The 23,876-nt window shown below is 64.0% G+C and carries 21 protein-coding genes; 6 read left to right on the forward strand and 15 right to left on the reverse strand.

Going from position 1 to position 23,876, the window contains the following annotated elements:
• Nucleotides 1-90: 90 nt before the first annotated feature.
• Nucleotides 91-519, reverse strand: coding sequence for a hypothetical protein (locus tag PVZ78_RS18955; RefSeq protein ID WP_257374767.1), 429 nt, complete (start codon nucleotides 517-519; stop codon nucleotides 91-93).
• 166 nt (nucleotides 520-685) lie between these two features.
• On the opposite strand from PVZ78_RS18955, the gene PVZ78_RS18960 reads away from it, so the two are divergent.
• Nucleotides 686-997, forward strand: a complete 312-nt coding sequence (locus tag PVZ78_RS18960) for a hypothetical protein (RefSeq protein WP_016702746.1) — start codon at nucleotides 686-688, stop codon at nucleotides 995-997.
• Nucleotides 998-1,055: 58 nt separating this feature from the next.
• Here PVZ78_RS18960 and PVZ78_RS18965 read toward each other — a convergent pair whose 3' ends face one another.
• Nucleotides 1,056-1,589 (reverse strand): GNAT family N-acetyltransferase, encoded by a 534-nt coding sequence (locus tag PVZ78_RS18965; RefSeq protein ID WP_273829080.1) that lies wholly within the window; start codon nucleotides 1,587-1,589, stop codon nucleotides 1,056-1,058.
• A 191-nt stretch (nucleotides 1,590-1,780) separates the two neighbouring features.
• Here PVZ78_RS18965 and PVZ78_RS18970 point away from each other — a divergent pair, with 191 nt between their 5' ends.
• Complete coding sequence (locus PVZ78_RS18970) at nucleotides 1,781-3,400, forward strand: glucan biosynthesis protein D (protein ID WP_124334078.1); 1,620 nt, start codon at nucleotides 1,781-1,783, stop codon at nucleotides 3,398-3,400.
• Between the two features lie 213 nt (nucleotides 3,401-3,613).
• Here the strand turns inward: PVZ78_RS18970 and PVZ78_RS18975 are convergent, their stop codons facing one another.
• From PVZ78_RS18975 to PVZ78_RS18985, 3 genes are all read right to left on the reverse strand, one after another.
• Entirely contained in the window at nucleotides 3,614-4,720 is a 1,107-nt protein-coding gene (locus PVZ78_RS18975; protein ID WP_009047156.1) for an NADH:flavin oxidoreductase/NADH oxidase, read from the reverse strand.
• 286 nt (nucleotides 4,721-5,006) lie between these two features.
• Nucleotides 5,007-6,716 (reverse strand): single-stranded-DNA-specific exonuclease RecJ, encoded by a 1,710-nt coding sequence (recJ, locus tag PVZ78_RS18980; protein WP_273829081.1) that lies wholly within the window; start codon nucleotides 6,714-6,716, stop codon nucleotides 5,007-5,009.
• A gap of 63 nt (nucleotides 6,717-6,779) precedes the next feature.
• Complete coding sequence (locus tag PVZ78_RS18985) at nucleotides 6,780-7,319, reverse strand: YaeQ family protein (protein ID WP_007923023.1); 540 nt, start codon at nucleotides 7,317-7,319, stop codon at nucleotides 6,780-6,782.
• Between the two features lie 149 nt (nucleotides 7,320-7,468).
• Between PVZ78_RS18985 and PVZ78_RS18990 the strand changes: the two genes are divergently transcribed.
• Nucleotides 7,469-8,668 carry a CaiB/BaiF CoA transferase family protein gene (locus PVZ78_RS18990; protein ID WP_009047154.1) on the forward strand — a complete coding sequence of 400 codons (1,200 nt, stop codon included), beginning with the start codon at nucleotides 7,469-7,471 and terminating at the stop codon, nucleotides 8,666-8,668.
• 106 nt (nucleotides 8,669-8,774) lie between these two features.
• Entirely contained in the window at nucleotides 8,775-9,617 is an 843-nt protein-coding gene (locus PVZ78_RS18995; protein WP_273829082.1) for a TIGR02285 family protein, read from the forward strand.
• A 167-nt stretch (nucleotides 9,618-9,784) separates the two neighbouring features.
• On the opposite strand, the gene PVZ78_RS19000 is transcribed toward PVZ78_RS18995, so the two are convergent.
• Nucleotides 9,785-10,069, reverse strand: a complete 285-nt coding sequence (locus PVZ78_RS19000) for a DUF3509 domain-containing protein (RefSeq protein ID WP_016702741.1) — start codon at nucleotides 10,067-10,069, stop codon at nucleotides 9,785-9,787.
• 189 nt (nucleotides 10,070-10,258) lie between these two features.
• The gene (locus PVZ78_RS19005) at nucleotides 10,259-10,441 is read right to left on the reverse strand and encodes a hypothetical protein (protein WP_124336107.1); all 183 of its coding nucleotides are present in this window, start codon (nucleotides 10,439-10,441) and stop codon (nucleotides 10,259-10,261) included.
• A 104-nt stretch (nucleotides 10,442-10,545) separates the two neighbouring features.
• Between PVZ78_RS19005 and PVZ78_RS19010 the strand changes: the two genes are divergently transcribed.
• Nucleotides 10,546-11,208, forward strand: a complete 663-nt coding sequence (locus PVZ78_RS19010; protein ID WP_273829083.1) for a response regulator transcription factor — start codon at nucleotides 10,546-10,548, stop codon at nucleotides 11,206-11,208.
• An 8-nt stretch (nucleotides 11,209-11,216) separates the two neighbouring features.
• Here the strand turns inward: PVZ78_RS19010 and PVZ78_RS19015 are convergent, their stop codons facing one another.
• The 6 genes from PVZ78_RS19015 to xerD form a co-directional block, all read right to left on the reverse strand.
• Nucleotides 11,217-12,461: an EAL domain-containing response regulator gene (locus tag PVZ78_RS19015; RefSeq protein ID WP_124310434.1), complete on the reverse strand. Its 1,245-nt coding sequence runs from the start codon at nucleotides 12,459-12,461 to the stop codon at nucleotides 11,217-11,219.
• 90 nt (nucleotides 12,462-12,551) lie between these two features.
• Nucleotides 12,552-16,127, reverse strand: coding sequence for an ATP-binding protein (locus PVZ78_RS19020; protein ID WP_273829084.1), 3,576 nt, complete (start codon nucleotides 16,125-16,127; stop codon nucleotides 12,552-12,554).
• A 155-nt stretch (nucleotides 16,128-16,282) separates the two neighbouring features.
• Nucleotides 16,283-17,692 carry a threonine synthase gene (gene thrC / locus PVZ78_RS19025; RefSeq protein WP_016702738.1) on the reverse strand — a complete coding sequence of 470 codons (1,410 nt, stop codon included), beginning with the start codon at nucleotides 17,690-17,692 and terminating at the stop codon, nucleotides 16,283-16,285.
• A 62-nt stretch (nucleotides 17,693-17,754) separates the two neighbouring features.
• Nucleotides 17,755-19,059, reverse strand: a complete 1,305-nt coding sequence (locus tag PVZ78_RS19030) for a homoserine dehydrogenase (protein WP_009047147.1) — start codon at nucleotides 19,057-19,059, stop codon at nucleotides 17,755-17,757.
• A 131-nt stretch (nucleotides 19,060-19,190) separates the two neighbouring features.
• Complete coding sequence (locus PVZ78_RS19035; protein WP_009047146.1) at nucleotides 19,191-19,922, reverse strand: thioredoxin fold domain-containing protein; 732 nt, start codon at nucleotides 19,920-19,922, stop codon at nucleotides 19,191-19,193.
• Between the two features lie 188 nt (nucleotides 19,923-20,110).
• Entirely contained in the window at nucleotides 20,111-21,007 is an 897-nt protein-coding gene (gene xerD / locus PVZ78_RS19040; protein ID WP_009042324.1) for a site-specific tyrosine recombinase XerD, read from the reverse strand.
• Between the two features lie 107 nt (nucleotides 21,008-21,114).
• Here xerD and PVZ78_RS19045 point away from each other — a divergent pair, with 107 nt between their 5' ends.
• The gene (locus tag PVZ78_RS19045; protein WP_016702736.1) at nucleotides 21,115-22,920 is read left to right on the forward strand and encodes a cation:proton antiporter; all 1,806 of its coding nucleotides are present in this window, start codon (nucleotides 21,115-21,117) and stop codon (nucleotides 22,918-22,920) included.
• A gap of 69 nt (nucleotides 22,921-22,989) precedes the next feature.
• On the opposite strand, the gene PVZ78_RS19050 is transcribed toward PVZ78_RS19045, so the two are convergent.
• Nucleotides 22,990-23,403: an acyl-CoA thioesterase gene (locus PVZ78_RS19050; protein WP_007927676.1), complete on the reverse strand. Its 414-nt coding sequence runs from the start codon at nucleotides 23,401-23,403 to the stop codon at nucleotides 22,990-22,992.
• A gap of 91 nt (nucleotides 23,404-23,494) precedes the next feature.
• Nucleotides 23,495-23,845: a 50S ribosomal protein L19 gene (gene rplS, locus PVZ78_RS19055; RefSeq protein ID WP_009047143.1), complete on the reverse strand. Its 351-nt coding sequence runs from the start codon at nucleotides 23,843-23,845 to the stop codon at nucleotides 23,495-23,497.
• Between the last annotated feature and the right edge of the window lie 31 nt (nucleotides 23,846-23,876).

Raw genomic sequence — 23,876 nt, forward strand, 5'->3', positions numbered from 1 at the left:
CTACGGACTGTATAAATCCGTAGGAGCGAGGCTTGCCCGCGATGGTCGCGACACGAATCAGAGAACGATGTGGCAAGGCCGCCTGCCCTGCTAATAGCAATTACCGTCGGTTTCAGCGCAGAACTCATAGGGCGTGTTGCTGATGAACCAATCGAGCCAGTGATGCTGCCAATCCGGCCACTGAATGATGTAGGTCTTGGTGGCCTTGATGAACTCCAGGCCAAAGATGCTGATGCTGTTGTCGTCCTCGTACATCCGCAGGTCCAGCGACCAGTCCCGGATCAAGGGCGTGCGGTAGACCCGATCCGGGTCCTCAAGGTCGATGACCTGCAGATAGCCCTTGCCGCCGAAAGGCACCAGCAGCCCGCCGGCCGAGGCATGCTGCAACAGGTAACGACCGGAGGGGCTGGTCGCCGAATAGGGCTCGCGTTCGAGCACTGTGTAGAGCGCGCTGGCGAACACCAGTACACAGGCTCCCAGCAGGCCCCCCACGACCGCCAGGGTCTTCTTGTACTTCATCGCGCGCACGCCGAAAAACCGCAATTCATTTGCCCGATCTCCTTGAAAGGCGGCTATTGAACGAGGCCTGGCCAAGCCGATCAAGTTGCGGCACCATCCGCCGCCACAAAACGCCTGGTTTCCCCGCCCGCGGCGCGGAAACTTCTCCGGCAGCAAGGATGCGCCCATGCCTCGTCATTCCCGAATCGTCAGCCTGATGCTGCAAGTGGCCGTCTGGCTGGTGCTGCCGTTCGCCGCCCTGCAACTGGGCCTGGTACTGACCCACGCCGTCGCCGCGCCCTTTGTCTCGGCGGTGGCGGCTCCCACCGGGGTCCTGTCCCTGGTGCTGATCCAGATCACCCTGGTGTATGCCGCCGCCAAAGGCTGGCACGCCTGCGGCATGCCGGCCCACTATCGCTGGCTGGGCCTGTGGCTGGGTTGCGTACTGGTGCTGTATGCCGTGCCGAGGCTCATGCCGTTGATCAGTAGCAGCCCATGAATCACAGAGGCTGTTCAGCCTGTTGGTGATCTTCACCTGGTGCAAAACCCGCTGAAGATCAGGCCAGCCTGAGGTAAAGATGGATGTCCTCGGGCTCCAGGCGATGCAGCTCTGGATCGGGGGCCGACAACAGCTCGCAGCCCAGGCGGCAGTAGAAATCCACGGTGTTGCGCGATGGCGTGGCCGAGACATAGAGCCCCTCGCCGCCCATGCGCCGTGCCTGCTCGGCGGCCAGGCCGAACAGCCGCTGGCCCAGGCCGCGCCCGCGATAAGCCTGGCTGACATGCAGGAACTTCAGTTGCCGCAGTTGCAAGCCGGCGCTGTGGATAACCAGGCAATCGACCACCGCCGCGGCCACCAGCCGGTGCTCGTCGAACACCCCGTACAGCCAGCCGCCGCGCTGTCCACACGCCTGCAAGACCTGCGCGTCATGCTCGGCTTCGCCAGGCGGCCAGCCGGTCACCACTTCGCGCTGGGGATAACACAGCAGTTGCCCGTCCTGCAGGCGGTAGAACGCTTCGATCAGTTCCGCGCGGTCAATCAGTTTGAACAGCGGGATGTCTTGCGGGGTCAAAGGGCGTTCATTGAGCATCTTGGGTTTCCTGAAGCCGTCCGTGGTTTTACGTATCGATACACGCGGGGCATTTTTTGCCCCGGGCGAACCGATTATTCTATCCGCCAGCTGTTAAAAGTCCGTTGTGTTTGGCCGAAGGCATGACCGAACCTCCATTTCCGATCCAGCGCAGCCAGGAAGGGCTCGGGATCTCCTGACAAGGTTCACTTATGCATCGCAGGCATCTTCTGAAAGCATCCATGGCGCTGGCAGCCTACACCGGCCTGTCGGCCACGGGTCTGTTGGCCACCCGGGCCTGGGCGGGCGCCGCCGACGGCGAAGCGCAGGCCTTCGATTTCGAGCTTCTCAAGGCCCAGGCCAAGCAATTGGCCGGCAAGCCCTACGTGGATACCAAGCAAGTGCTGCCGCCGACCCTGGCGACCATGACCCCGCAGAACTTCAACGCGATCCAGTACGACGGCAACCACTCGCTGTGGAAGGAGCTGAACGGCCAGCTGGACGTGCAGTTCTTCCATGTCGGCATGGGCTTCAAGCAGCCGGTGCGCATGTACAGCGTCGACGCCAAGAGCCGTCAGGCGCGGGAAGTGCATTTCCGCCCGTCGCTGTTCAACTACCAGAACACCAGCGTCGACACCGCGCAGCTCAAGGGCGACCTGGGCTTTGCCGGCTTCAAGCTGTTCAAGGCCCCGGAACTGGACAGGCACGACGTGGTGTCCTTCCTCGGCGCCAGCTATTTCCGCGCGGTGGACAAGACCGGCCAGTACGGCCTGTCGGCCCGCGGCCTGGCGATCGACACCTACGCCAAGAAACGTGAAGAGTTTCCCGACTTCACCAAGTTCTGGTTCGAGACCCCGGACAAGGACAGCACCCGTTTCGTGGTCTATGCCCTGCTCGACTCGCCCAGCGCCACCGGCGCCTACCGCTTCGACATCGACTGCCAGGCCGAGCGCGTGGTGATGGACGTCGACGCGCACGTCAACGCCCGCACCGCCATCGAACAGCTGGGCATCGCGCCGATGACCAGCATGTTCAGCTGCGGCACCCATGAACGGCGCATGTGCGACACCATCCATCCGCAGATCCACGACTCGGACCGCCTGGCCATGTGGCGCGGCAACGGCGAGTGGATCTGCCGCCCGCTGAACAACCCGGCGACCCTGCAGTTCAACGCCTTCGCCGACAAGGACCCGAAGGGCTTCGGCCTGGTGCAGACCGACCACGAGTTCGCCAACTACCAGGACACCGTGGACTGGTACAGCCGGCGCCCGAGCCTGTGGGTCGAGCCGACCACCGCCTGGGGCGAAGGCTCGATCGACCTGCTGGAGATCCCCACCACCGGCGAGACCCTGGACAACATCGTGGCCTTCTGGACCCCGAAAAAACCGCTGGCCGCCGGGGACTCGCTGAACTACGGCTACAAGTTGTACTGGAGCGCCCTGCCACCGGTGGGCACGCCGCTGGCGCGGGTCAACGCCACCCGTTCGGGCATGGGCGGCTTCGTCGAAGGCTGGGCCCCGGGCGAGCATTACCCGCCGGTCTGGGCCCGGCGCTTCGCCGTGGACTTCAATGGCGGCGGCCTGGAGCGACTGCCGGAGGGCACCGGCATCGAACCGGTGGTCACCGCGTCGAACGGTCAGGTCAAGGATTTCCATGTGCTGAAGCTGGACGAGATCCAGGGGTATCGCGTGCTCTTCGACTGGTACCCGACCAACGACAGCGTCGATCCGGTGGAGCTGCGGCTGTTCATCCGCACCAACGATCGCACCCTGAGCGAGACCTGGCTGTACCAGTACTTCCCGCCGGCACCGGACAAGCGCAAGTACAGCTGAGGAAGCACTATCGCCTGTAGCCGCTGCCGAAGGCTGCGATCGACCGGGAACCGGTCGTCAACGGGCGCCGCGGATGGAGCGATCGACCGTTGTGTCCAGAGGCGGTCCGCTACGCGGCCCATCGCAGCCTGCGGCAGCGACTACAGGTCGCGGTGTATGACACGGCATAAAAAACCGGCCCTCACAGGCCGGTTTTTTTATGCCCCGCTCAGCTCACTCACGCAGGTCCGACTCGTGAATCGGCTGGTCGCGATGGGTCGCGCGCTGGTACTGCGCCGGCCAGATCGCCTTGTGCCCGCTCAGGTCGTCGTCGGCATGCAGCGGCCAGTACGGGTCGCGCAGCAACTCGCGGGCAAGGAAGATGATGTCGGCCTGACAGGTACGCAAAATGTGCTCGGCCTGGGCCGGCTCGGTGATCATGCCCACGGTGCCGGTGGCGATCCCCGACTCCTTGCGCACCCGTTCGGCGAAGCGGGTCTGGTAGCCCGGGCCGGTGGGGATCTCGGCATTGACCGCGGTGCCGCCCGAGGAAACATCGATCAGGTCCACACCCAGGGCCTTCAGGCGGCAGGCCAGCTCGACGGTTTCGTCCGGGTTCCAGCCGTCCTCCACCCAGTCGGTCGCCGACACCCGGACGAACAGCGGCAACTCTTGCGGCCAGACCGCCCGCACCGCCTCACACACCTGCAGGACCAGGCGAATGCGGTTATCGAAGGAGCCACCGTACTGGTCACGGCGCTGATTGCTCAGGGGCGAGAGGAATTGATGCAGCAGGTAGCCGTGGGCGGCATGCACTTCGACCACCTTGAAGCCGGCGACCAGGGCGCGTTTGGCCGAGTCGACGAAGGCCTGGACGATCGCGGCGATCTGCCCCTCGTCAAGTTGGGTCGGCGGTGTATGTTGCGGGTCGAAGGCAATCGGCGAAGGGCCTACCGGGACCCAGCCGCCCTCCTCGGGCTTGACGCTGCCATGCTTGCCCAGCCACGGCCGATGGGTGCTGGCCTTGCGTCCGGCGTGGGCCAGCTGGATGCCGGCGACTGCGCCCTGGGCGGCGATGAACCGGGTGATGCGTTGCAAGGGTGCGATCTGTTCATCGTTCCACAGGCCAAGGTCCTGGGCGGTGATGCGCCCGTCGGCGGTGACCGCCGTGGCCTCGGTGAAAATCAGTCCGGCGCCGCCCACGGCACGACTGCCGAGGTGCACCAGGTGCCAGTCATTGGCCAGTCCATCTACGCTGGAGTACTGGCACATGGGCGATACCGCGATGCGGTTGAGTAAGGTCAATTGACGAAGGGTATAGGGTTCAAGCAGCAGACTCATGGGGCACCTCTCGATCAGTGGTCAGGCTCCAGGGTTCTGTTTGAAAAGTCGACGAGTGACTGGAAAGGAACAGCGCCCGCCCCCGCGGGAGAAAAAGGACAAGACGTCACAAGGCCAATCAAGCAGTGTTTAGAGACTAGTCGACAACGGCGCGACCAGCAGGGTTCCGAGACATTTTGCCGAGGAAGGTAACGGTGGCCTGGCGTTTTTTCGCGAGCAAGCTCGCTCCTACAGAAGCAACACACTCCCTGTAGGAGCGAGCTTGCTCGCGATAGCGTCAGCAGCCTTAACGCGGTTCGATATGGGCGATCATCAGTTGCACGGTTTCCTGGCCGCGGAACTCGTTGAGGTCCAGCTTGTAGGCCAGTTCCACCCAGCGGATGGTCGGGTTCGGCCAGATATCGCGGTCGATGCCGAAGGCGATGCCGTCGAGTTTCACCGAGCCGCATTCACTGCGCAGTACCACCTTGAGGTGACGCTCGCCGACCACGCGCTGTTCCACCAATTGGAATACGCCATGGAACAGCGGCTCGGGAAAGTGCTGGCCCCAGGGCCCGGCATGGCGCAGGGCGCGGGCCAGTTCGAGGTGGAACTCTTCCACCGCCAGGGTGCCGTCCGACAGCAGGCGTCCGGTCAGGTCTTCCTCGCGCAGCTGGCGGCGCACCTCGGCATCGAAGGCTTCGGCGAAAGCCGGGAAATTCTGCTCCGGCAGCGACAGGCCGGCGGCCATGGCGTGACCGCCGAACTTGCTGATCAGGTCCGGATGCTTGGCCGCCACCGCGTCCAGGGCGTCGCGGATATGAAAGCCCGGCACCGAACGCGCCGAACCCTTGAGCATGCCTTCGCCGGCGTCGGCAAAGGCGATGGTCGGCCGGTGGTAACGCTCTTTCAGCCGCGAAGCGAGAATCCCGATCACCCCCTGGTGCCAGTCGGGCTCGAACAGGCACAGGCCGAACGGCATCGATTCCGCCGGCAGGTCCTTGAGCTGGGCCAGGGCTTCGCGCTGCATGCCCTGCTCGATGGATTTGCGATCCTGGTTCAACTCGTCCAGCTGGCTGGCCATTTCCCGCGCCAGGGCCATGTCATGGCTGAGCAGGCATTCGATGCCCAGGCTCATATCGTCCAGGCGACCGGCGGCATTCAGCCGTGGGCCAAGGATGAACCCCAGGTCGGTGGAGGTGATGCGCGACGCCTCGCGCTTGGCCACTTCGAGGATCGCCTTGATCCCCGGCCGCGCCCGCCCGGCACGAATCCGCTCCAGCCCCTGGTGCACCAGGATGCGGTTGTTGGCGTCCAGCGGCACCACGTCGGCGACGCTGCCCAGCGCCACCAGATCCAGCAGCTCGCCGATGTTCGGCTGCGGCTTGGTTTCGTACCAGCCGAGACTGCGCAGGCGGGCCCGCAGCGCCATCAGCACATAAAAGATCACCCCGACCCCGGCCAGGGCCTTGCTCGGAAACTCGCAGCCGGGCTGGTTCGGGTTGACGATGGCATCGGCCGCCGGTAACTCGTGGCCCGGCAAGTGGTGGTCGGTGACCAGCACTTTCAGCCCGGCCGCCCTGGCCGCCGCCACGCCCTCGACACTGGAGATGCCGTTGTCCACGGTGATCAGCAGCTGGGGCTGGCGCTCCAGGGCCACCGCGACGATTTCCGGGGTCAGGCCGTAGCCGTATTCGAAACGGTTCGGCACCAGGTAATCGACATGGGCCGCGCCCAGCAGGCGCAGGCCAAGCATGCCCACGGTACTGGCGGTGGCGCCGTCGGCGTCGAAGTCGCCGACGATCAGGATGCGTTCGCGCTGCTCCAGCGCGGTCACCAGCAGGTCCACCGCGGCCTCGATGCCCTTGAGCTGCTGGAACGGGATCAACCGCGCCAGGCTCTTGTCCAGCTCGGCCTCGGACTGCACGCCACGGGCGGCGTACAGGCGGGTCAGCAACGGCGGCAGATCACCGAGAAACGGCAGGGTGGCGGGCAACTCACGAGGTTCGATACGCATGGGGTGACAGAAGCTTCTCTTCGATACGGGGGATACAGCGAAACAGCGCGCGGCGTGGCGAACTCAGCGCTCGCCCAACAGCCATTCCAGCTGGACTTCGTGCTGGCCACGATCGTCGGTGACGAAGATCGTGCCTTCGCTGATCATCACGTCCCACTTGATAACGCGCGGCATGTCCTTGGCCAGGACTTCCAGGACGTCCTGGGGCACGCCGGCGATATTGAGGTTCTTCAGGTTCTTCACCGCGTCCACCACCCGGGTCTGCCACACGCGCAGGCTGCCGTAGGCCAGCAGGCTGGTGCGCTCGGTACGGCGCGAGCACCAGGTCAGGCGCTCGGCGTCCGGCTGGCCGACTTCGATCCAGTGCAACACACGGTCGTCCAGGCTTTTTTCCCACAGGGCCGGCTCATCCACTTCCGACAGGCCACGACCGAACGACAGGTGTTCGTTGTACCAAAGGGCGTAGGCCAGCAGGCGCACGGTCATGCGTTCTTCGGTTTCCGACGGATGGCGGGCGATGGTTTGCTTGACGCTTTCGTACACCCCGCGATCGAGGTCAGTCAGGTTCAATTCAAACTTGTAGGTGGTAGACGGCTGGGCCATGGACGGGGCTTCTTGATACGAGGAAAGGCGGCAAGTCTAACCGATGCACGGGCCAATCCACGAATCGCGCACCATCATCCTTTGGCGAGGGAGCGCCGGGCTATGTTAAAACGCTCTACCGTCCAATCTTTGTCCTACAAGGATCTTCCATGCCGCTTACCGCCAAACCCCTTGCCGGCCTGAAAGTCGTCGAACTCGGCACCCTGATCGCCGGCCCGTTCGCCTCGCGTATCTGCGCCGAATTCGGCGCCGAGGTGGTCAAGGTCGAATCGCCCGATGGCGGCGACCCGCTGCGCAAGTGGCGCAAGCTGTATGAAGGCACGTCGCTGTGGTGGTTCGTCCAGGCGCGCAACAAACAGTCCCTGACCCTGAACCTCAAGCACCCGGACGGCCTGGAGGTGCTGAAGAAGCTGTTGGCGGAGGCCGACATCCTGATCGAGAACTTCCGCCCCGGGGTCCTGGAAAAACTCGGCCTGGGCTGGGACACCCTGCACGCGCTCAACCCCAAGCTGGTGATGGTGCGCCTGTCCGGTTTCGGCCAGACCGGGCCGATGAAGGACCAGCCCGGTTTCGGCGCGGTTGGCGAGTCCATGGGCGGGCTGCGCTACATCACCGGTTTCGAGGACCGCCCGCCGGTGCGCACCGGCATTTCCATCGGCGACTCGATTGCTGCCCTCTGGGGTGTGATCGGCGCGCTGATGGCCCTGCGGCACCGCGAGGTCAACGGCGGCCAGGGCCAGGTGGTGGACGTGGCGTTGTACGAAGCGATCTTCGCCATGATGGAAAGCATGGTCCCGGAGTTCGACGTCTTCGGTTTCATCCGCGAACGCACCGGCAACATCATGCCCGGCATCACGCCCTCCTCCATCCACACCAGCGCCGATGGCAAGCACGTGCAGATCGGCGCCAACGGCGATGCGATCTTCAAGCGCTTCATGCAGGTGATCGGCCGCGAAGACCTGGCCAACGACCCGGCCCTGGCCAGCAATGACGGCCGCGATAGCCGGCGCGACGAGCTGTATGGGGTCATCGATCGCTGGGTCAACTCGCTGCCGCTGGAGCGCGTGCTCGAATTGCTGAACCAGGCGGAAGTCCCCGCCAGCCGTATCTTCAGCGCCGAGGACATGTTCAGCGATCCGCAGTTTCTCGCCCGGGAGATGTTCCTCCAGGCCAAGCTGCCGGACGGCAAGGCATTCAAGATGCCCGGCATCGTGCCGAAACTCTCGGACACCCCAGGCTCGTCCGAATGGGTCGGCCCCGCGCTCGGCGAACACAATGCCCAGGTACTGGGCGCCCTGGGTTACGACGAGCAGCAGATCAAAAGCCTGCGTGACAGCGGCGCGATCTAGCGTTGAACACGATTTCGCGACAATGAGAGTTTTACCGACAAGGATCAGCAGCCTGATGAACCCATGCAGTGGCGGGCGAATGATTCGCGGGATAGGTGTGTTTTTTATGTTGCTGGCACTCGGCACCTGGCCCCAGGTCAGCCAGGCCAGGAACACCTTGGTCTGGGTCCTGCGCGACCTGCCGCCAACGACGATTTTCGAAGGCCCGCAAAAAGGCCGCGGGGTGATCGACCAGGCCTTGCCTGTGCTGATGGCCAGCCTGCCGGAGTACGACCACCAGATCGTGCACGTCAACCGCGCCCGGGGCATGCAGATGCTCCGGGAGCAACCCTTCGTCTGCGATCCGGCGCTGATGTTCAACCTGCAGCGGGCACAGTGGATCGCGTTTTCCATCACCAGTTTTCGCGTGTTCAGCAACGGCCTGGCGGTGCGTCGCAAAGACCGTGATGGCGTGCAGCCGTTTATCCACGACGGCCAGATCGATTTGCGTGCGCTCCTGGCCAGCGCCCCGCACAACGTTGGCGTGGTGGCCGAGCGCAGTTACGGCGAGCAGATCGACAGCCTGCTCGCACAGGCGCCGCCCGGAGCCCTGATGGCCCACTACGGCAACAGCGCCATCGGCAACCTGCTGCAGATGCAAAGGCACGGACGCCTCAAAGCCCTGATCGGCTACCAGCCGGAGATTCGTTTCCAGGCGCAACAGCAAGGGATCGATCCGAACGAGCTGGAGTTCTACCCGATCCAGGGCATGCCCAAGTATCAATCGGTGAACGTCGGCTGTTCGAACACAGCGCAGGGCCGCCAGGCGGTGGAGCGCATCAACCGGGCGCTGCTCGAACTGCGCCCGCACACCTTGCTGGAGCTTTATGCCCAGTGGCTGGAACCGTCGCTGCGCGAGCAATACCGCAGCGATGCCCTGGCGTTTTTCCACGACGCGCCGCAGCGCTAAAAAATCCGGGCAAAAAGAAACCCCGAGCAGTGGGGAGACGACTCGGGGTTAAACGTGGTCTGAAACCAGACCCGTGCAACAAGCGACAAGCACCGGAGCACAATGCTCGATCCTGTTGCCAAGGGTCTGACTGATGGGCTGAAGCGAAGGTTCCCGAAAATTTCCAATCAGCGTGCGCTGTCGAACGCCTTCTCCTGGGCCACATTGCGCAAGGCCGCGATGACACAGGGTTCCAGGCGACCTTCAGCGATCAATACGTCGCGATGCAGGCCGTCGACGACATCGGTCAACTGGCGCTTGTCGGTCAACTGGACCTGGTTGAACTCACGCTCGACCACGATGGCCCCCAAGGCATTCTTCAGGGTCACCAGGCATTCCCCTTGCGCGCGCGGGGTCAGCGTTACCTGATACGGGCTCAAAGCTTCACCCAACAATAGGCTGATACTTTCCATCTCGATCACCACTCAATAGCTGGAATTAAGGCTCGAATACACCAATGCCGGTAGCTTTCTGGCATTCAAGTGACCATCGCCCAGAGAAGAAAGTTCGCAACCGCTGGCGGTTGCCGACCTGAGTTGATCCAGCATGCCCGCAAAACATGACAGATAAAAAACAGCCCGTATCAGACTAGAATCGGCACTTCAAACCAGAAACGAACGCGACGGTGCCGGCTGATCGATCAGCGCCTCGACCTTCTTGTAGCGCGACACCGCCTGTTGGCAGGAATAGCGCCGAGGGTCGATCCGGACCGGCATCGCAACCTGCTCCCTGGGCGGATTTTCAGGCCTTGTGCAGGTCTTTCTGGCAGGTAGGGTTGTGGCCATGGGGGCCCTCTCCTCGAGCGGTTGGTAAAGCCCGGCGGTGCAGCGATGACAGTTGCCCAGCTGCTGGGCCTGGCCGAAATGCTGCCTTCTCACCGGAGCGAGTCTTGAATCAAACATCCAATAAAAAACTGCAGATCGTCCTGGCCGACGATCACCCGATTTTCCTTATCGGCCTGCGGGCGGTCCTGGAGCGCGACGACAACCTGGAGATCGTCGGCGAAGCCAGCTCCCCGACCGCCCTCGGCGAACTGCTGCAAAGCTGTCCCTGCGAAGTCCTGGTCACCGACTTCATGATGCCGGGAGAGCAGCAGAACGACGGCCTGCGCCTGATCGAGCAACTGCGCCGGCATCACCCCGAGCTGCCGATCGTGGTGGTGACCATGCTCAACAACGCTGGGCTGTTCCGCTCGATTCTCGACCTGGGCGTCATGGGCCTGCTGAGCAAGGCCAGCCTGGCCGATGAACTGCCGGCGGCGATCAGCCATGTGCGCCGCAACAAGGTGTTCGTCGCCCAGGCCATCCAGCAACTCCTCAGCCTGGCGGGCGAGGTCGGGCCGGATCGCCTGCTGTCCGGGGAACAGCTGTCGCCCCGCGAGCTCGAAGTGATCCGCCTGCTGGCGGCCGGGCTGACGGTCGGGGAAATCGCCGCCAAGCTCAGCCGCAGCAAAAAGACCGTCAGCACCCAGAAGGTCAGCGCCATGCGCAAGCTCGGCCTGTCCAGCGCCGCGGCGCTGTACATCTACGTGCAGGAACACGGGCTGGCCTGAACGCGGGCTCAGCCTCTCTCTTCGCCGAGGTCGGCCCTCACGCGCCGGGCGATCCACTGACGCACGGCGACCGCGCTCATGGGTTCGGCGATGAAGCAGCCTTGCAGGCGCGCCTGCCCCAGCCGCTTGGCCGCCTCATAGTCGGCGGCGCTCTCGATACCGGCCAGCACCAACCCCAGCGACATGCGCCGGGCCATGCTCATGGCGCCGGCCACCACCGCCGACTTGCGCTCATCGGCCGCCAGCCCGCAGACAAAGGCCGGCGGGATCTTCAGCTCGGTGAACGGCAACTCCAGCAGGCGCTGCAGGCTGGTGCCACCGGTGCCGAAGTCGCCAATCGACAACTTGCAACCGATCATGCGCAGGCGCAGCAGGGCCTCGACATGGGCGGTGTCGGTTTGCAGCTCGGTGGTCTCGACGATTTCCAGGGTCAGCAGGCGTGCCGGTACTTCAAAACGGCGCAGCAGGGCTTCCAGCTGGCGGGCGAAGTTCGGCAATTCCAGCATGCCCACCGGGATGTTCACCGAGATCGCCAGCGAGCGGCCCATGACCAGGCGCACCCCGGCCGACAGCTGCATGGCTTGCTCCAGCATGAGCCAGGTGAAGGCTTCTTCCAGCCCGGCGAACTCGATCACCGGGAGGAACTCGGCGGGCAGCATCAGGCCATGCTCCGGATGCTGCCAGCGCGCCAGCGCCTCGACGCCCTGGACCTCGCCGTCCTGGCTGACCACCGGCTGAAAGTGCGCGACCCCATGGCGCAGTACTGCCGCCTGCCCTTCCTCGGCGGTCGGGGCCTCAGGCTGGAATACATCCAGCGCCAGGGTTTCGCGCACCTGGGCCAGCGACAAGGCTTGCGGGCCCGGCTCGAAACATTGCTGGTACAGGCTCAGCAGCTCATTGACCAGGGTCACCGAGGCCGGCTTGGGCAGGCAGCCCAGCACATTCAGGCCCTGCTGCCGGGCCATGGCCGCGGCGCCTTCGCGAACATCCGCTTGCGCGTCGCTGAGGATGATCAGCGCCTTCGCCCGCTGTTGCTCCGCCAGGTAACGAATCAGCTCCAGGCCGTCGGCCTGCTCCAGGTACAGATCGCAGATGGCGATGTCCACCGGTCCCTTGCTGTCCAGGGATTGCCGGGCGGCGGCAACGCTTTCGGCGTTCAACACGTTGAACACGCCATTGGCGTTGAGCATCTGGTGCAGGGCCATCAACTGGAACGAATTGTCTTCAAGAACGAGCACTTTCAACGAGTGCATGGAACGACCTCCGATACGGCGAGAGCGGCGAGAATCCGCAGCGGGCCGGTACGTTAATCGCAGAGGGCAGGCCGCCCCATAAGACAAGTCTTAATCGCTACCCAGGTGCGGCTCGATATCGCTGCGCAAGCAGCCAAGGGCCTCCTTCAGGCGCAGCCAGTGCTCCGCCAGCACCGCCGTCGAGCGGGCCCGGACAACGCCCTCCAGGTCGATGCAGACCTGGGCCAGCGGCAATGCATCGATCAGGCAGCAGACCCCTTTGAGGCGGTGGGTGGACGCGCCGATACGCGCCCAGTCCTGCTCCAGCACCGCCGACTCCAGGGCCGCCTGCTCTTGCCCCAGGTTGCTCCACAGCTCGCGCAGCATGCGTTGCAGGATCGGCTCGTCGGCCTGGGTCATGCTGCGCAGGGTCTGGATATCAAAGGATGGCGGCGGCAAGAAACGCGCAAGCATCTGCGCCAACCGATCCAGGGTCACCGGCTTGACCAGCAGTTCATCCATGCCGGCCTGCTCGCAGCGCTGTTGCTCATCCTCGAAGGCATTGGCGGTGCAGCCGATCAGCGGGCAGGCGTCGCGCCCGTCCCGGGCCTCGATCTCACGTATCGCTTCGCTCAGCTGATAACCGCTCATGCCCGGCATGTGGCAGTCGGTCATCACCAGGTCGAACGCCTCGCCCTGCCAGCGCGCCAGCGCCGCCTCGGCGCTGTCGAGCGCCACTACCTTGTGCCCGAGGAACATCAATTGCTGGCTGAGCACCATGCGATTGGCCCGCACGTCGTCGACCACCAGCACCGACATGCGACGGCTCTGCGGGCGTTCGCTGGTCACCTGGGGCGACTGGCTGAAAGCCTCGACCACTTGCTCCGGATAGAGCTCGAGGGTCACGCGGGTCCCCGCGCCGGGTTGGCTTTGCAGCAGAATGCGGCCGCCCATCAGCTCCACCAGCTGCTTGCAGATGCTCAGGCCCAGGCCGGTTCCGCCCTGCTCCGGCGTCGTCTGCACATGGGCCTGAATGAACGGATCGAACAGGCTCGCCTGCTTCTCCGGGCTGATGCCTGGCCCGGTGTCGGCCACGCTGATGCACAGGCGGTCGGCGCCGTGTTCATCGGCCTGGCGCTCGACGGATACCCGCACCTCGCCGACCTGGGTGAACTTCAGGGCATTGCTCAGCAGGTTGTGCAGCACCTGGCGCAGGCGCAATGGATCGAGCCAGTAGAAACCGTCCGCCGCCTTGTCGAAGGCCAGCGTCAGGTGCAGCCCCTTGTTGCGCGCGGTGACCTCGAACAGTTGCTGTATGTCTTCGAAGAAGCCTCGCAGGGCCACGGTCTGCGGCGCCAGCTGCATGTGCCCGGCCTCGATCTTGGCCAGGTCGAGGTTGTCGCCCATCAGGCCGACCAGCTCCTGCGCCGACTGATAAGCCACGCGCAAGGCATCGGAAAACGGCATGCCGCGCAGGCGCGCCTGTTCCTTTTCCAGCTCCAGCAAACCGATGATCGCGTTCATCGGCGTGCGAATCTCATGGCTCAGGGTCGAGAGAAAGGCGCTCTTGGCGTAGTTCGCCTGATCCGCGGCGCGACGCGCCTCCAGCAGCTCTTCCTCGAGGCGCTTGCGCTCGGTGATGTCGATCCAGCCCCCCAGCAGCCCCTGCAACTCGCCCTGGGCGCTGTAGAACGGCACCGTCCATTGATAGACCTGCACCGGGCCGTTCCTGGATTCGATCTGCCGGTCGACGAACACCGACTCCTGCGACTCCAACTGCTCCAGGAACTCGCGGTGCAGTTGCCGGGCCGTGGCCTCGGGCAACACATCCAGCTCGGTCAGGCACAGCCCCTTGATCTGTTCCAGGCGCATGCCGGTCTGGGTTTCGTAGCTTTTGTTGCAGGTGATCAGGCGTCCGGCCAGGTCGCGGACGAAGATCGGGTTGGGGATGCCGTCGAGCAAGGCGCGCTTGAACGCCAGCTGATCGTTGAGCCGTTGCTCGGCTTGCAGGCGCTGGCGGATCTGCCCCTTGAGCCGGGTGTTCCAGGCCAAAGACAGCAAGCCGAACAGGATCGCGGTAAAGGTGACCCAATAGATCCATACCGGCACTCGCTGCCACATCGGCACCGGCACCGGCGTCACCCCCAGCCATTTCAGGCGGATGGCGCTGAGCTCGGCCACCGGGAAGGCTTCCAGGGCCTTGTTCAGGATACTCAGCAGCTCGGGCTGGTCCCGGCGCACCGACAATTCGTCGGCCGACCACTTGCCCTCGACGCTGCGGCCGATGCGCAGGCCGTTCGCCGGGTAGCCCTGCACCTCGACTTCGTTCTGGATGGTCGCGTCGGCCTCGCCGCTGGCCACCAGGGCCCGCGCCTCCAGGTAGGTGTCGACCAGACGCAGGTGGACCTTCGGGTAGTTCTGCCGGACGTAGCTCTCCAGCGCATGCTTGGCCGGAAGCGCCAGGACCTTGCCGGCCAATTGGTTGAAGGTATTGAGCTGGATGTCGTCGGCGCGCACCACGAACACCCAGGCCGAACCGCCAAAGGCATGGGTGAAGTCGAGGAAGCCGCAGCGCTCATCGTTGGCCGACAGCGTGGTGTTCATCTGCGCCCGGCCCTTGAGCAGCAGATCCAGGGTGTGGGCCGTGGAGAAGGTTTCCTCCTGGACGAATTGCAGCCCGGTCATCCTCGAGATGCGGTTGAGCAGGTCGATATTCAGCCCGGCCCACTGGCCGTCCTTATCCTTGAACACGTAGGGCGGAAACTGCTGGGACGCCACTACCACATGCTGATGCTCGAGCAGCCAGGCGCGCTCCTGCTTGCTCAGCTTGATCCGCTCGTCGCCAGTGCTGGCACCCAGCCCGGTGGTCCAGCGGGCCAGGATCTCCCGCCGCGTGGAGTCGTCGATGCTTTGCAGCGCCTGTTCGATCAGGCGGCCGAGCAGCGGGTCGGTCTGGCGCGTGGCGAAGGCAAAGCCGATCGGCGGCAACCGGCTTTCGGTGCGGACCTGCAACCCCAGGTAAGGGCGCAGCGCCTTGTAGGCACGGACGATCACCTCGTTGCCGATAAAGGCATCGACATCCCCCTGTTTCAGGGCTTCCAGGCCGCTGTACAGATTGGGCGAAAGAATGATCTGGCTGTGGGGATAGGCCGCATGGGCAATCTTGGCGTCCGCATAGCCCTCGAGCAGCACCACTTTCTTGCCAGCCAGGTCTTCGGGAATTTCCGCCTCGTCCCGGCGCACCACCACGACCGCGCGGTCGGGCATGTAGTCACTGGAGAAATGCAGCCCCGCGGCGCCACGCTCATAACCGTTGGCGCTGGTCAGGATATCGATCGCCCCCGTGCGCAGCGCCTCGACCGCCTGTTCGCGCTCGGAGAACCCCAGGACTTCCAGGGACACGCCCAGGCGTTCGCCGACCAGGCTCAGGTAATCGGCGCTGATGCCCTGGTAACGGTTGCGGTCGCGGGTGATGTCGATCGGCTGGTAGTCGTCGATCGAAATGCCCACCTTCAAGGTGCCACGGCCCGCCAGCCATTGCCGTTCGGCCGAAGCCAGGGTGAGCGGTTGCAGCTGGACGAAGGCCGGCACCAGCTTGAAGGGCAGGTTCTGCGCCGCCATCAGGCACGGGGCCAGGGACAGCATCGCCAAAACCATCAATGTGCGGAAAACCGGGCGCAGCAACATAAGCATCCTGTGAGTGATCCTCGACGCGGCGTCGCCCTGTCCTTGTGCCCTGTCCTTGAGCTCGATCCTTAAAAGACGCATCGCGATAAACAGCCTGTGTATAAAAAGACAAGGCCCGTCAGAGACGGGCCTTGTTGACGATCGATGTCACTCGATCAGAGCGGTTTGCCGCGATTGCCGTGCTGGCTGACGAAGGCCTGGACGGCCTTCAGGTCGTTGGCCAGGACGGTGCAACGCTCTTCGCGCTGGAACAGGTCGGACAGGTGCGCCGGCAGTTCCAGGGCCTTGCCGATCCCGGCCTTTTCCACCGCTTCCGGGAATTTCACCGGATGCGCGGTGCCCAGCACCACCATCGGGATATCCAGGCTGCGACGGCACTCACGGGCGGCCTTCACGCCGATCGCGGTGTGCGGGTCGAGCACTTCGCCGGTCTGGGCGAAGACTTCGGCGATGGTCTCGCAGGTCTGGGCGTCGTCCACGGCCAGGGAATCGAACAGCTTGCGCGCTTCGGTCCAGCGCTCCTGCTCGACGCTGAAACCGCCACCTTGCTTGAAGGAGTCCATCAGCGCGGCCAGCGCGGCACCGTTGCGACCGTGCAGGTCGAACAGCAGGCGCTCGAAGTTCGACGAGACCATGATGTCCATCGACGGCGACAGGGTGGCGTGCAGGGTTTCCTTGACGTACTGGTTGCCGCTCATGAAGCGGTGCAGGATGTCGTTGCGGTTGGTGGCGACGATCAGCTGGTTGATCGGCAGGCCCATGTTGCGGGCCAGGTAACCGGCGAAGATATCGCCGAAGTTGCCGGTCGGTACCGAGAACGCCACCGAACGCGCCGGGCCGCCCAGCTGCAGGGCCGCGTGGAAGTAGTAGACGATCTGGGCCATGATCCGCGCCCAGTTGATCGAGTTCACCGCCACCAGGCGAGTGCCCTTGAGGAAGCCCTGGTCGGCGAAGCTGGCCTTGACCATTTCCTGGCAGTCGTCGAAGTTGCCTTCGATAGCGATGTTGTGGATGTTCTCGCCGAAGATGGTGGTCATCTGCCGGCGCTGCACTTCGGACACACGGTTGTGCGGGTGCAGGATGAAGATATCGACGTTGTCGCAACGCTTGCAGCCTTCGATGGCGGCCGAACCGGTATCGCCGGAAGTGGCGCCGATGATCACCACGCGCTCGCCGCGCTTCTCCAGCACGTAGTCCAGCAGGCGACCCAGCAGTTGCAGGGCGAAGTCCTTGAACGCCAGGGTCGGGCCGTGGAACAGCTCCAGGACCCACTCGTTGCCGTTCAGCTGGCGCAGCGGGGCAATGGCGTTGTGGGAAAAGGCACCGTAGGTTTCCTCGAGGATTTTCTTGAAGTCGGCATCCGGAATGCTGCCGGTGACGAACGGGCGCATCACCCGGAAAGCCAGCTCGTGGTATGGCAGGCCGGCCCAGGAAGCGATTTCCTCCTGGGTGAAACGTGGCAGGTTTTCCGGTACGTACAGGCCGCCGTCGCTCGCCAGGCCGGCCAGCAGGACGTCTTCGAAATTCAGGGCCGGTGCCTGGCCGCGGGTGCTGATGTAACGCATGACTGGCTCCTCTAAAAAGAGTTCTCAAGCGGGAGCCGCCGGGGCTCCCGCAACGAAGCGGATTAGTTCAGGTGCTCGACGCGGATCCGTACGACCGGACCGACTACGCCCTGCAGGGCTTCCAGCGCGGTGATCGCATCGTTGATGCGCTGTTCCACCACCCGGTGGGTCAGCAGGATCATCGGCACCAGGCCGTCGTGTTCTTCGACCTCTTTCTGCATGATCGACTCGATGTTGATGCCGCGCTCGGACAGGATGCTCGCCACCTGGGCCAGTACGCCCGGGTGATCCTTGGCCTGGATCCGCAGGTAGTAGGCGCTTTCGCAGGCCTCGATCGGCAGGATCGGGTGGGCCGACAGCGAGTCCGGCTGGAAGGCCAGGTGCGGCACGCGGTTCTCCGGGTCGCTGGTCATGGCGCGAACCACGTCCACCAGGTCGGCGATCACCGACGAAGCGGTCGGCTCCATGCCGGCGCCGGCGCCGTAGTACAGGGTGGAGCCGACGGCGTCGCCGTTGACCATCACCGCGTTGAACACGCCATTGACGTTGGCGATCAGGCGATCGGCCGGGATCAGCGTCGGGTGCACGCGCAGCTCGATGCCGGCATCGGTGCGGCGGGCCACGCCCAGGTGCTTGATGCGATAGCCCAGGGCCTCGGCGTAGTTCACGTCGGCGGTGGTCAGCTTGGTGATGCCTTCGGTATAGGCCTTGTCGAACTGCAGCGGGATACCAAAGGCGATGGACGCCAGGATGGTCAGCTTGTGCGCCGCGTCGATGCCTTCGACGTCGAAGGTCGGGTCGGCTTCGGCGTAACCCAGGGCCTGGGCCTCGACCAGCACGTCTTCGAAGGTGCGACCCTTCTCGCGCATTTCGGTGAGGATGAAGTTGCCAGTGCCGTTGATGATCCCGGCCACCCAGTTGATGCGGTTGGCCGCCAGGCCTTCGCGGATCGCCTTGATGACTGGAATACCACCCGCCACGGCGGCTTCGAACGCCACGATCACCCCCTTCTCACGGGCCTTGGCGAAAATTTCGTTACCGTGTACGGCGATAAGCGCCTTGTTGGCGGTGACCACATGTTTACCATGCTCGATGGCCTTGAGTACCAGCTCGCGGGCAACGGTATAGCCGCCCATCAGCTCTATGACGATGTCGATCTCAGGGTTCGTGGCCACTTCGAACACATCGTTGGTAATCGCAATACCGGTCGTCTGGAACTGAGGCTTTGGCGTGCGCATGGCAATTTGTGCCACTTCGATTCCACGCCCGGCACGACGAGCAATTTCCTCGGCGTTGCGCTGAAGTACATTGAAGGTACCGCCACCGACGGTACCCAGCCCACAGATGCCCACTTTGACCGGATTCACTCTGAACTCCCCATGAAACGGCCGACACTAGGTCGGCCGTGGAAAACAGCCGCAAACCACACGGCTCTCTATTAATGACACGTCGGCCACAACCGCCGCGCCATGATCGTCAAAGGCTCGACGACGCAGGATTATTTCGCGCCCAGCGCCAGTTTGGCGACTTGTGGCGCAGGCTGGTAGCCCGGAATCACTTGGCCGTCGGCCAAAACGATGGCCGGCGTGCCGTTCACACCGATCGACTGGCCCAGGGCGAACTGCTTGGAAACCGGGTTGGCGCACTTGGCGGCCTTGATTTCCTTGCCATCGACCATCTTGTCCATGGCCGCTTTCTTGTCGGCCGAGCACCAGACCGCCTGCAACTGCTCGTCGCCCGGCGAACCCAGGCCCTGGCGCGGGAAGGCGACGTAACGCACTTCCACGCCCATCTTGTTCAGTTCAGGCACTTCGGCGTGCAGCTTGTGGCAGTACGGGCAGGTGGTGTCGGTGAAGACGGTGATGTGGGTCTTGGTTTCGCCGATGGCCGGGTAGACCACGGTTTCAGCGACCGGAATGGCGTTGATCAGCTTGGCCACGCCCAGGCGCTCGGTCTTTTCGGTCAGGTTGACCGGCTTGCCGTCCTTGAGCTGGAACAGGTAGCCCTGCATTACGAACTGGCCGTCGGCGCTGGCGTACAGCACGCGGCTGCCCTTGAGCTTGACTTCATAGACACCGGGCAGCGGACTGGCGCTGATGCTTTCTACCGGGACTTCGAGCTGCAGGCCCTGGAGGCTTTTACGAATCGCTTTTTCGGCGGCGTCATCGGCCATAACAAAGGTACTGGCCAACGCAATGGCTGCGGCGGCGATCATCTGGGTCACGCGCATTGGGAACTCCTGAAGGCGGACAAATGGGACGGTCAGAACGCCCGTACTGGAACACCGGGTCATAACGGCCCACTTTGCAAACCGGCAAAGCCTACCACATAAGGCCCGCCTGGCGGGCTCCCGCTGAGCCAAGCCGGTCACTTGCCGATCAGCGCGGAGCCGCTTCCGGGGCGTGACCGATGCCTCACTCAACCGCGGGGATGGTGCTTGGCGTGCAGATCCTGCAGACGAGCCCGGGCGACATGGGTGTAGATCTGGGTGGTCGACAGGTCGCTGTGGCCGAGCAGCATCTGCACCACCCGCAGGTCGGCGCCGTGGTTGAGCAGATGGGTGGCGAAGGCGTGCCGCAAGGTATGGGGCGACAGCGACTTGCCGATCCCGGCGACCTTGGCCTGATGCTTGATCCGGTGCCAGAAGGTCTGCCGGGTCATCTGCTCGCCGCGCTGGCTGGGGAACAGCACATCGCTGGGCCGCCCGCCGAGCAGCTCGCCCCGGGCATCGCGCATGTAGCGCTCGACCCAGACAATCGCTTCCTCGCCCATCGGCACCAGGCGCTCCTTGCTGCCCTTGCCCATCACCCGCAGCACGCCTTGGCGCAGGTTGACCTGCTCCAGGGTCAGGCTGATCAGCTCGGTGACCCGCAGGCCGCAGGCATACAGGACTTCAAGCATGGCGCGGTCGCGCTGGCCAATGGCCTCGCTGAGGTCGGGAGCGGCCAGCAGGGCTTCGACATCGGCCTCCGACAGGGACTTGGGCAACGGCCGCCCCAACTGCGGCATGTCGACTTGCAGCGTGGGGTCCACGGCAATCAGCTTTTCCCGCAGCAGGTAACGATAGAAGCCGCGCACCCCGGAGAGAAAACGCGCGGTAGAACGCGGCTTGTAGGCTTGCTCCACCCGCCAGGCGAGGTGGTCGAGAATCAGCTCGCGGCCGGCATTCACCAGTTCCAGCCCCTTTTCCTGCAGCCAGCCGTTGAACAGCGCCAGGTCGCTGCGATACGCCTCGCGGGTGTTGTCCGAGAGGCCCTTTTCCAGCCATAGCGCATCGAGGAAGCGGTCTATCAGGGGATGGTCGATGGCGGGCATAAATACTCGAAAGGCGCGGGCTTGAGGCCAGGCGCAAATAAATAGTGAACTGTGCAGAGGGTCGCTAGTCTTTCATAGCCCGCTATTTCAAGGAACAGGGAGCTTCAATGAACGAACAACAGATTCTGTTGGCCTTTGGCGGCATAGGCGTGGCGGCAGTGGGCTGCCAATGGCTGGCCTGGCGCCTGAAACTACCGGCCATTCTGTTCCTGCTGTTGAGCGGCATTCTCGCCGGCCCGGTCCTGGGCTGGCTCGATCCACAAGCGTTGTTCGGACCGCTGCTGATGCCGCTGGTGTCGCTGGCGGTGGCCTTGATCCTGTTTGAAGGCAGCCTGACCCTGCACCTGTCGGAATGGCGCGAGATCGGCAAGGTGGTGCACCGGCTGGTGACCATCGGCGCGCTTTCGACCTGGGCAGTGATCACCCTGGCCACCCATTGGCTGCTGGGCTTCGACTGGCTGCTGGCGCTGCTGTTCGGCACCCTGACCCTGGTCACCGGGCCCACCGTGATCGTACCCATGCTGCGGGTGGTTCGGCCCAAGGCGTCGATCGCCAACATCCTGCGCTGGGAAGGCATCGTCATCGACCCGATCGGCGCCCTGCTGGCGGTGGTGGTCTACAGCTTCATCATCGCCAGCGCCGAGGGCCAGGGCCTGCAGCACAGCCTGATGACCTTCGGCGGGGTGATTCTCTGCGGCAGCCTGTTCGGCATCGTCGGCGGCTGGGTGCTGGGGACCATCATGCGCCGCCAGTGGCTGCCGGAATACCTGCACAACCTGGCCACGCTGGCGGCGGTGCTGGGCATCTTCATCGGCGCCAACCAGGTGATGCATGAGTCCGGCCTGCTGGCCGTGACCCTGATGGGCATGTGGATGGCCAATATGAAGGACGTCGACGTCCGGCACATCCTGCACTTCAAGGAAAACCTCAGCGTGCTGCTGATTTCCGGGCTGTTCATCCTGCTGGCGGCACGCCTGGACCTCAATGCGCTGATCGCCCTGGGGCCGCTGGTGTTGATTCTGCTGCTGGTGATCCAGTTCATCGCCCGGCCCTTGAACGTGCTGCTATCCACCGCCGGCTCCAATCTGAACTGGCGCGAACGGGCCTTGCTGGCCTGGATCGCACCGCGGGGCATCGTTGCCGCGGCTGTCTCGGCGATCTTCGCCATTCGCCTGGACCAGGCCGGCCATGAAGGCGCGCTGCTGCTGGTGCCGCTGACCTTTGCCGTGATCATCGGCACCGTGGTGCTGCAAAGCGCCACCGCGCGGCCGCTGGCCCGCCTGCTGAAAGTCGCGGAACCGGCGCCGAGTGGCTTCCTGATCGTCGGGGCGAACGCTCCGGCGCGGACCATCGGCAAGGCCCTGCAACAACTGGGCAGTCGCGTGCTGCTGACCGATTCGAGCTGGGAAAACATCCGCGCCGCGCGCATGGACGGCCTGCCGACCTACTTCGGCAATCCGGCGTCGCAACACGCCGATGCCCATCTGGACCTGGTGGGGCTTGGCCATCTGCTGGCGCTGTCGCCCTCCGGCGAACTGAACACCCTGGCCTCCATGCGCTTCCGTCACGACTTCGGCCATCAGCGCCTGTTCGGCCTGGCCAACAGCCAGGAAAGCCGGCGCACCGACAAGCACCGGGCCAGCCATGAACACCGCGGGCATCTGCTGGGCAGCGAGGCGCTGTCCTACAGCAAACTGGCCAGCCTGCTGGGACAGGGTGCGGAGCTGTACAGCACCAACCTCACCGAAGGTTTCGGCTGGGAGGATTACCAGGCGCTGCACGGCGAACGGGCAACCCTGCTGTTCGCTCGCGACAGCAGCGGCTGGGTGCATGTGGTGACGCCGGACAGCACCCTCAAGCCCACAGCGGGCTGGACCCTGGTGGCGTTGATTCAGAAGGATATGGCGGCCTGATAGCCCATCGCGGGCAAGCCTCGCTCCTACAGAACGGTGAAATCCCGCAGGAGCGAGGCTTGCTCGCGATCAGTCGACAAACCCCGGCAGCACCGGCACCGGGCGCTTGTCGTCATCGATGGCGACAAAGCTGAACAGGCCGTGGATGGCTTTCTCCCGCCCATCGCAACTCATACTCTCGACGAAGACTTCAACCTCGACCTTGAGGCTGGTGTTGCCGACCTTCACTACCCGTCCCACCAGCTCGACGATGGAGCCCGCGGCAATCGGGTGATTGAAGTCGATACGGTCGGTGGACACGGTGACCAGCGGCAACCGGCAGAAACGGGTCGCGGCGATGAACGACACTTCGTCCATCCAGGCCAGCGCCGTGCCGCCAAACAGGGTGTTGTGGTGATTGGTGGTCGACGGGAATACCGCCTTGGTCACGCGGGTGACCGACAGCTCGGTCCGGCGTTGGATTTCTTGCTCGCGGGGGCTCATGGTTCTACTGCCTGAAACACACTTCGGGGATAAATGACGGGCAACAAAAAAGCAGCCCGTAGGCTGCTTTTTTCTGCATCGGAAGCTGGACTTAAGCCAGTTTTTCCTTGATGCGAGCTGCTTTACCCGACAGGTCACGCAGGTAGTACAGCTTGGCTTTACGTACGTCACCGCGACGCTTGACAGCCATGCTGTCGATTTGCGGGCTGTAGGTCTGGAAAGTACGTTCTACGCCAACACCGTTGGAGATTTTACGAACGGTGAATGCACTGTTCACGCCGCGGTTACGCTTGGCGATTACAACGCCTTCGAACGCTTGCAGACGGGAACGATCGCCTTCCTTCACTTTCACCTGAACGACAATGGTGTCGCCCGGGGCAAAGGCTGGGATCTCTTTGGTCATCTGCTCTGCTTCGAGTGCAAGAATGATTTTGTTGGTCATGCTGTGCTCCTAAGGTAAATCGTCGGATCTA

Source organism: Pseudomonas sp. SBT1-2, from assembly GCF_028640875.1.
Lineage (GTDB): Bacteria > Pseudomonadota > Gammaproteobacteria > Pseudomonadales > Pseudomonadaceae > Aquipseudomonas > Aquipseudomonas chlororaphis_I.

What these genes read in the sequence shown, in the direction of transcription:
- PVZ78_RS18955 (WP_257374767.1), bottom strand. Translation starts at nt 519, where the DNA reads ATGAAGTACAAGAAGACCCTGGCGGTCGTGGGGGGCCTGCTGGGAGCC.
- PVZ78_RS18960 (WP_016702746.1), top strand. Translation starts at nt 686, where the DNA reads ATGCCTCGTCATTCCCGAATCGTCAGCCTGATGCTGCAAGTGGCCGTC.
- PVZ78_RS18965 (WP_273829080.1), bottom strand. Translation starts at nt 1,589, where the DNA reads ATGCTCAATGAACGCCCTTTGACCCCGCAAGACATCCCGCTGTTCAAA.
- PVZ78_RS18970 (WP_124334078.1), top strand. Translation starts at nt 1,781, where the DNA reads ATGCATCGCAGGCATCTTCTGAAAGCATCCATGGCGCTGGCAGCCTAC.
- PVZ78_RS18975 (WP_009047156.1), bottom strand. Translation starts at nt 4,720, where the DNA reads ATGAGTCTGCTGCTTGAACCCTATACCCTTCGTCAATTGACCTTACTC.
- recJ (WP_273829081.1), bottom strand. Translation starts at nt 6,716, where the DNA reads ATGCGTATCGAACCTCGTGAGTTGCCCGCCACCCTGCCGTTTCTCGGT.
- PVZ78_RS18985 (WP_007923023.1), bottom strand. Translation starts at nt 7,319, where the DNA reads ATGGCCCAGCCGTCTACCACCTACAAGTTTGAATTGAACCTGACTGAC.
- PVZ78_RS18990 (WP_009047154.1), top strand. Translation starts at nt 7,469, where the DNA reads ATGCCGCTTACCGCCAAACCCCTTGCCGGCCTGAAAGTCGTCGAACTC.
- PVZ78_RS18995 (WP_273829082.1), top strand. Translation starts at nt 8,775, where the DNA reads ATGTTGCTGGCACTCGGCACCTGGCCCCAGGTCAGCCAGGCCAGGAAC.
- PVZ78_RS19000 (WP_016702741.1), bottom strand. Translation starts at nt 10,069, where the DNA reads ATGGAAAGTATCAGCCTATTGTTGGGTGAAGCTTTGAGCCCGTATCAG.
- PVZ78_RS19005 (WP_124336107.1), bottom strand. Translation starts at nt 10,441, where the DNA reads ATGGCCACAACCCTACCTGCCAGAAAGACCTGCACAAGGCCTGAAAAT.
- PVZ78_RS19015 (WP_124310434.1), bottom strand. Translation starts at nt 12,461, where the DNA reads ATGCACTCGTTGAAAGTGCTCGTTCTTGAAGACAATTCGTTCCAGTTG.
- PVZ78_RS19020 (WP_273829084.1), bottom strand. Translation starts at nt 16,127, where the DNA reads ATGTTGCTGCGCCCGGTTTTCCGCACATTGATGGTTTTGGCGATGCTG.
- thrC (WP_016702738.1), bottom strand. Translation starts at nt 17,692, where the DNA reads ATGCGTTACATCAGCACCCGCGGCCAGGCACCGGCCCTGAATTTCGAA.
- PVZ78_RS19035 (WP_009047146.1), bottom strand. Translation starts at nt 19,922, where the DNA reads ATGCGCGTGACCCAGATGATCGCCGCCGCAGCCATTGCGTTGGCCAGT.
- xerD (WP_009042324.1), bottom strand. Translation starts at nt 21,007, where the DNA reads ATGCCCGCCATCGACCATCCCCTGATAGACCGCTTCCTCGATGCGCTA.
- PVZ78_RS19045 (WP_016702736.1), top strand. Translation starts at nt 21,115, where the DNA reads ATGAACGAACAACAGATTCTGTTGGCCTTTGGCGGCATAGGCGTGGCG.
- PVZ78_RS19050 (WP_007927676.1), bottom strand. Translation starts at nt 23,403, where the DNA reads ATGAGCCCCCGCGAGCAAGAAATCCAACGCCGGACCGAGCTGTCGGTC.
- rplS (WP_009047143.1), bottom strand. Translation starts at nt 23,845, where the DNA reads ATGACCAACAAAATCATTCTTGCACTCGAAGCAGAGCAGATGACCAAA.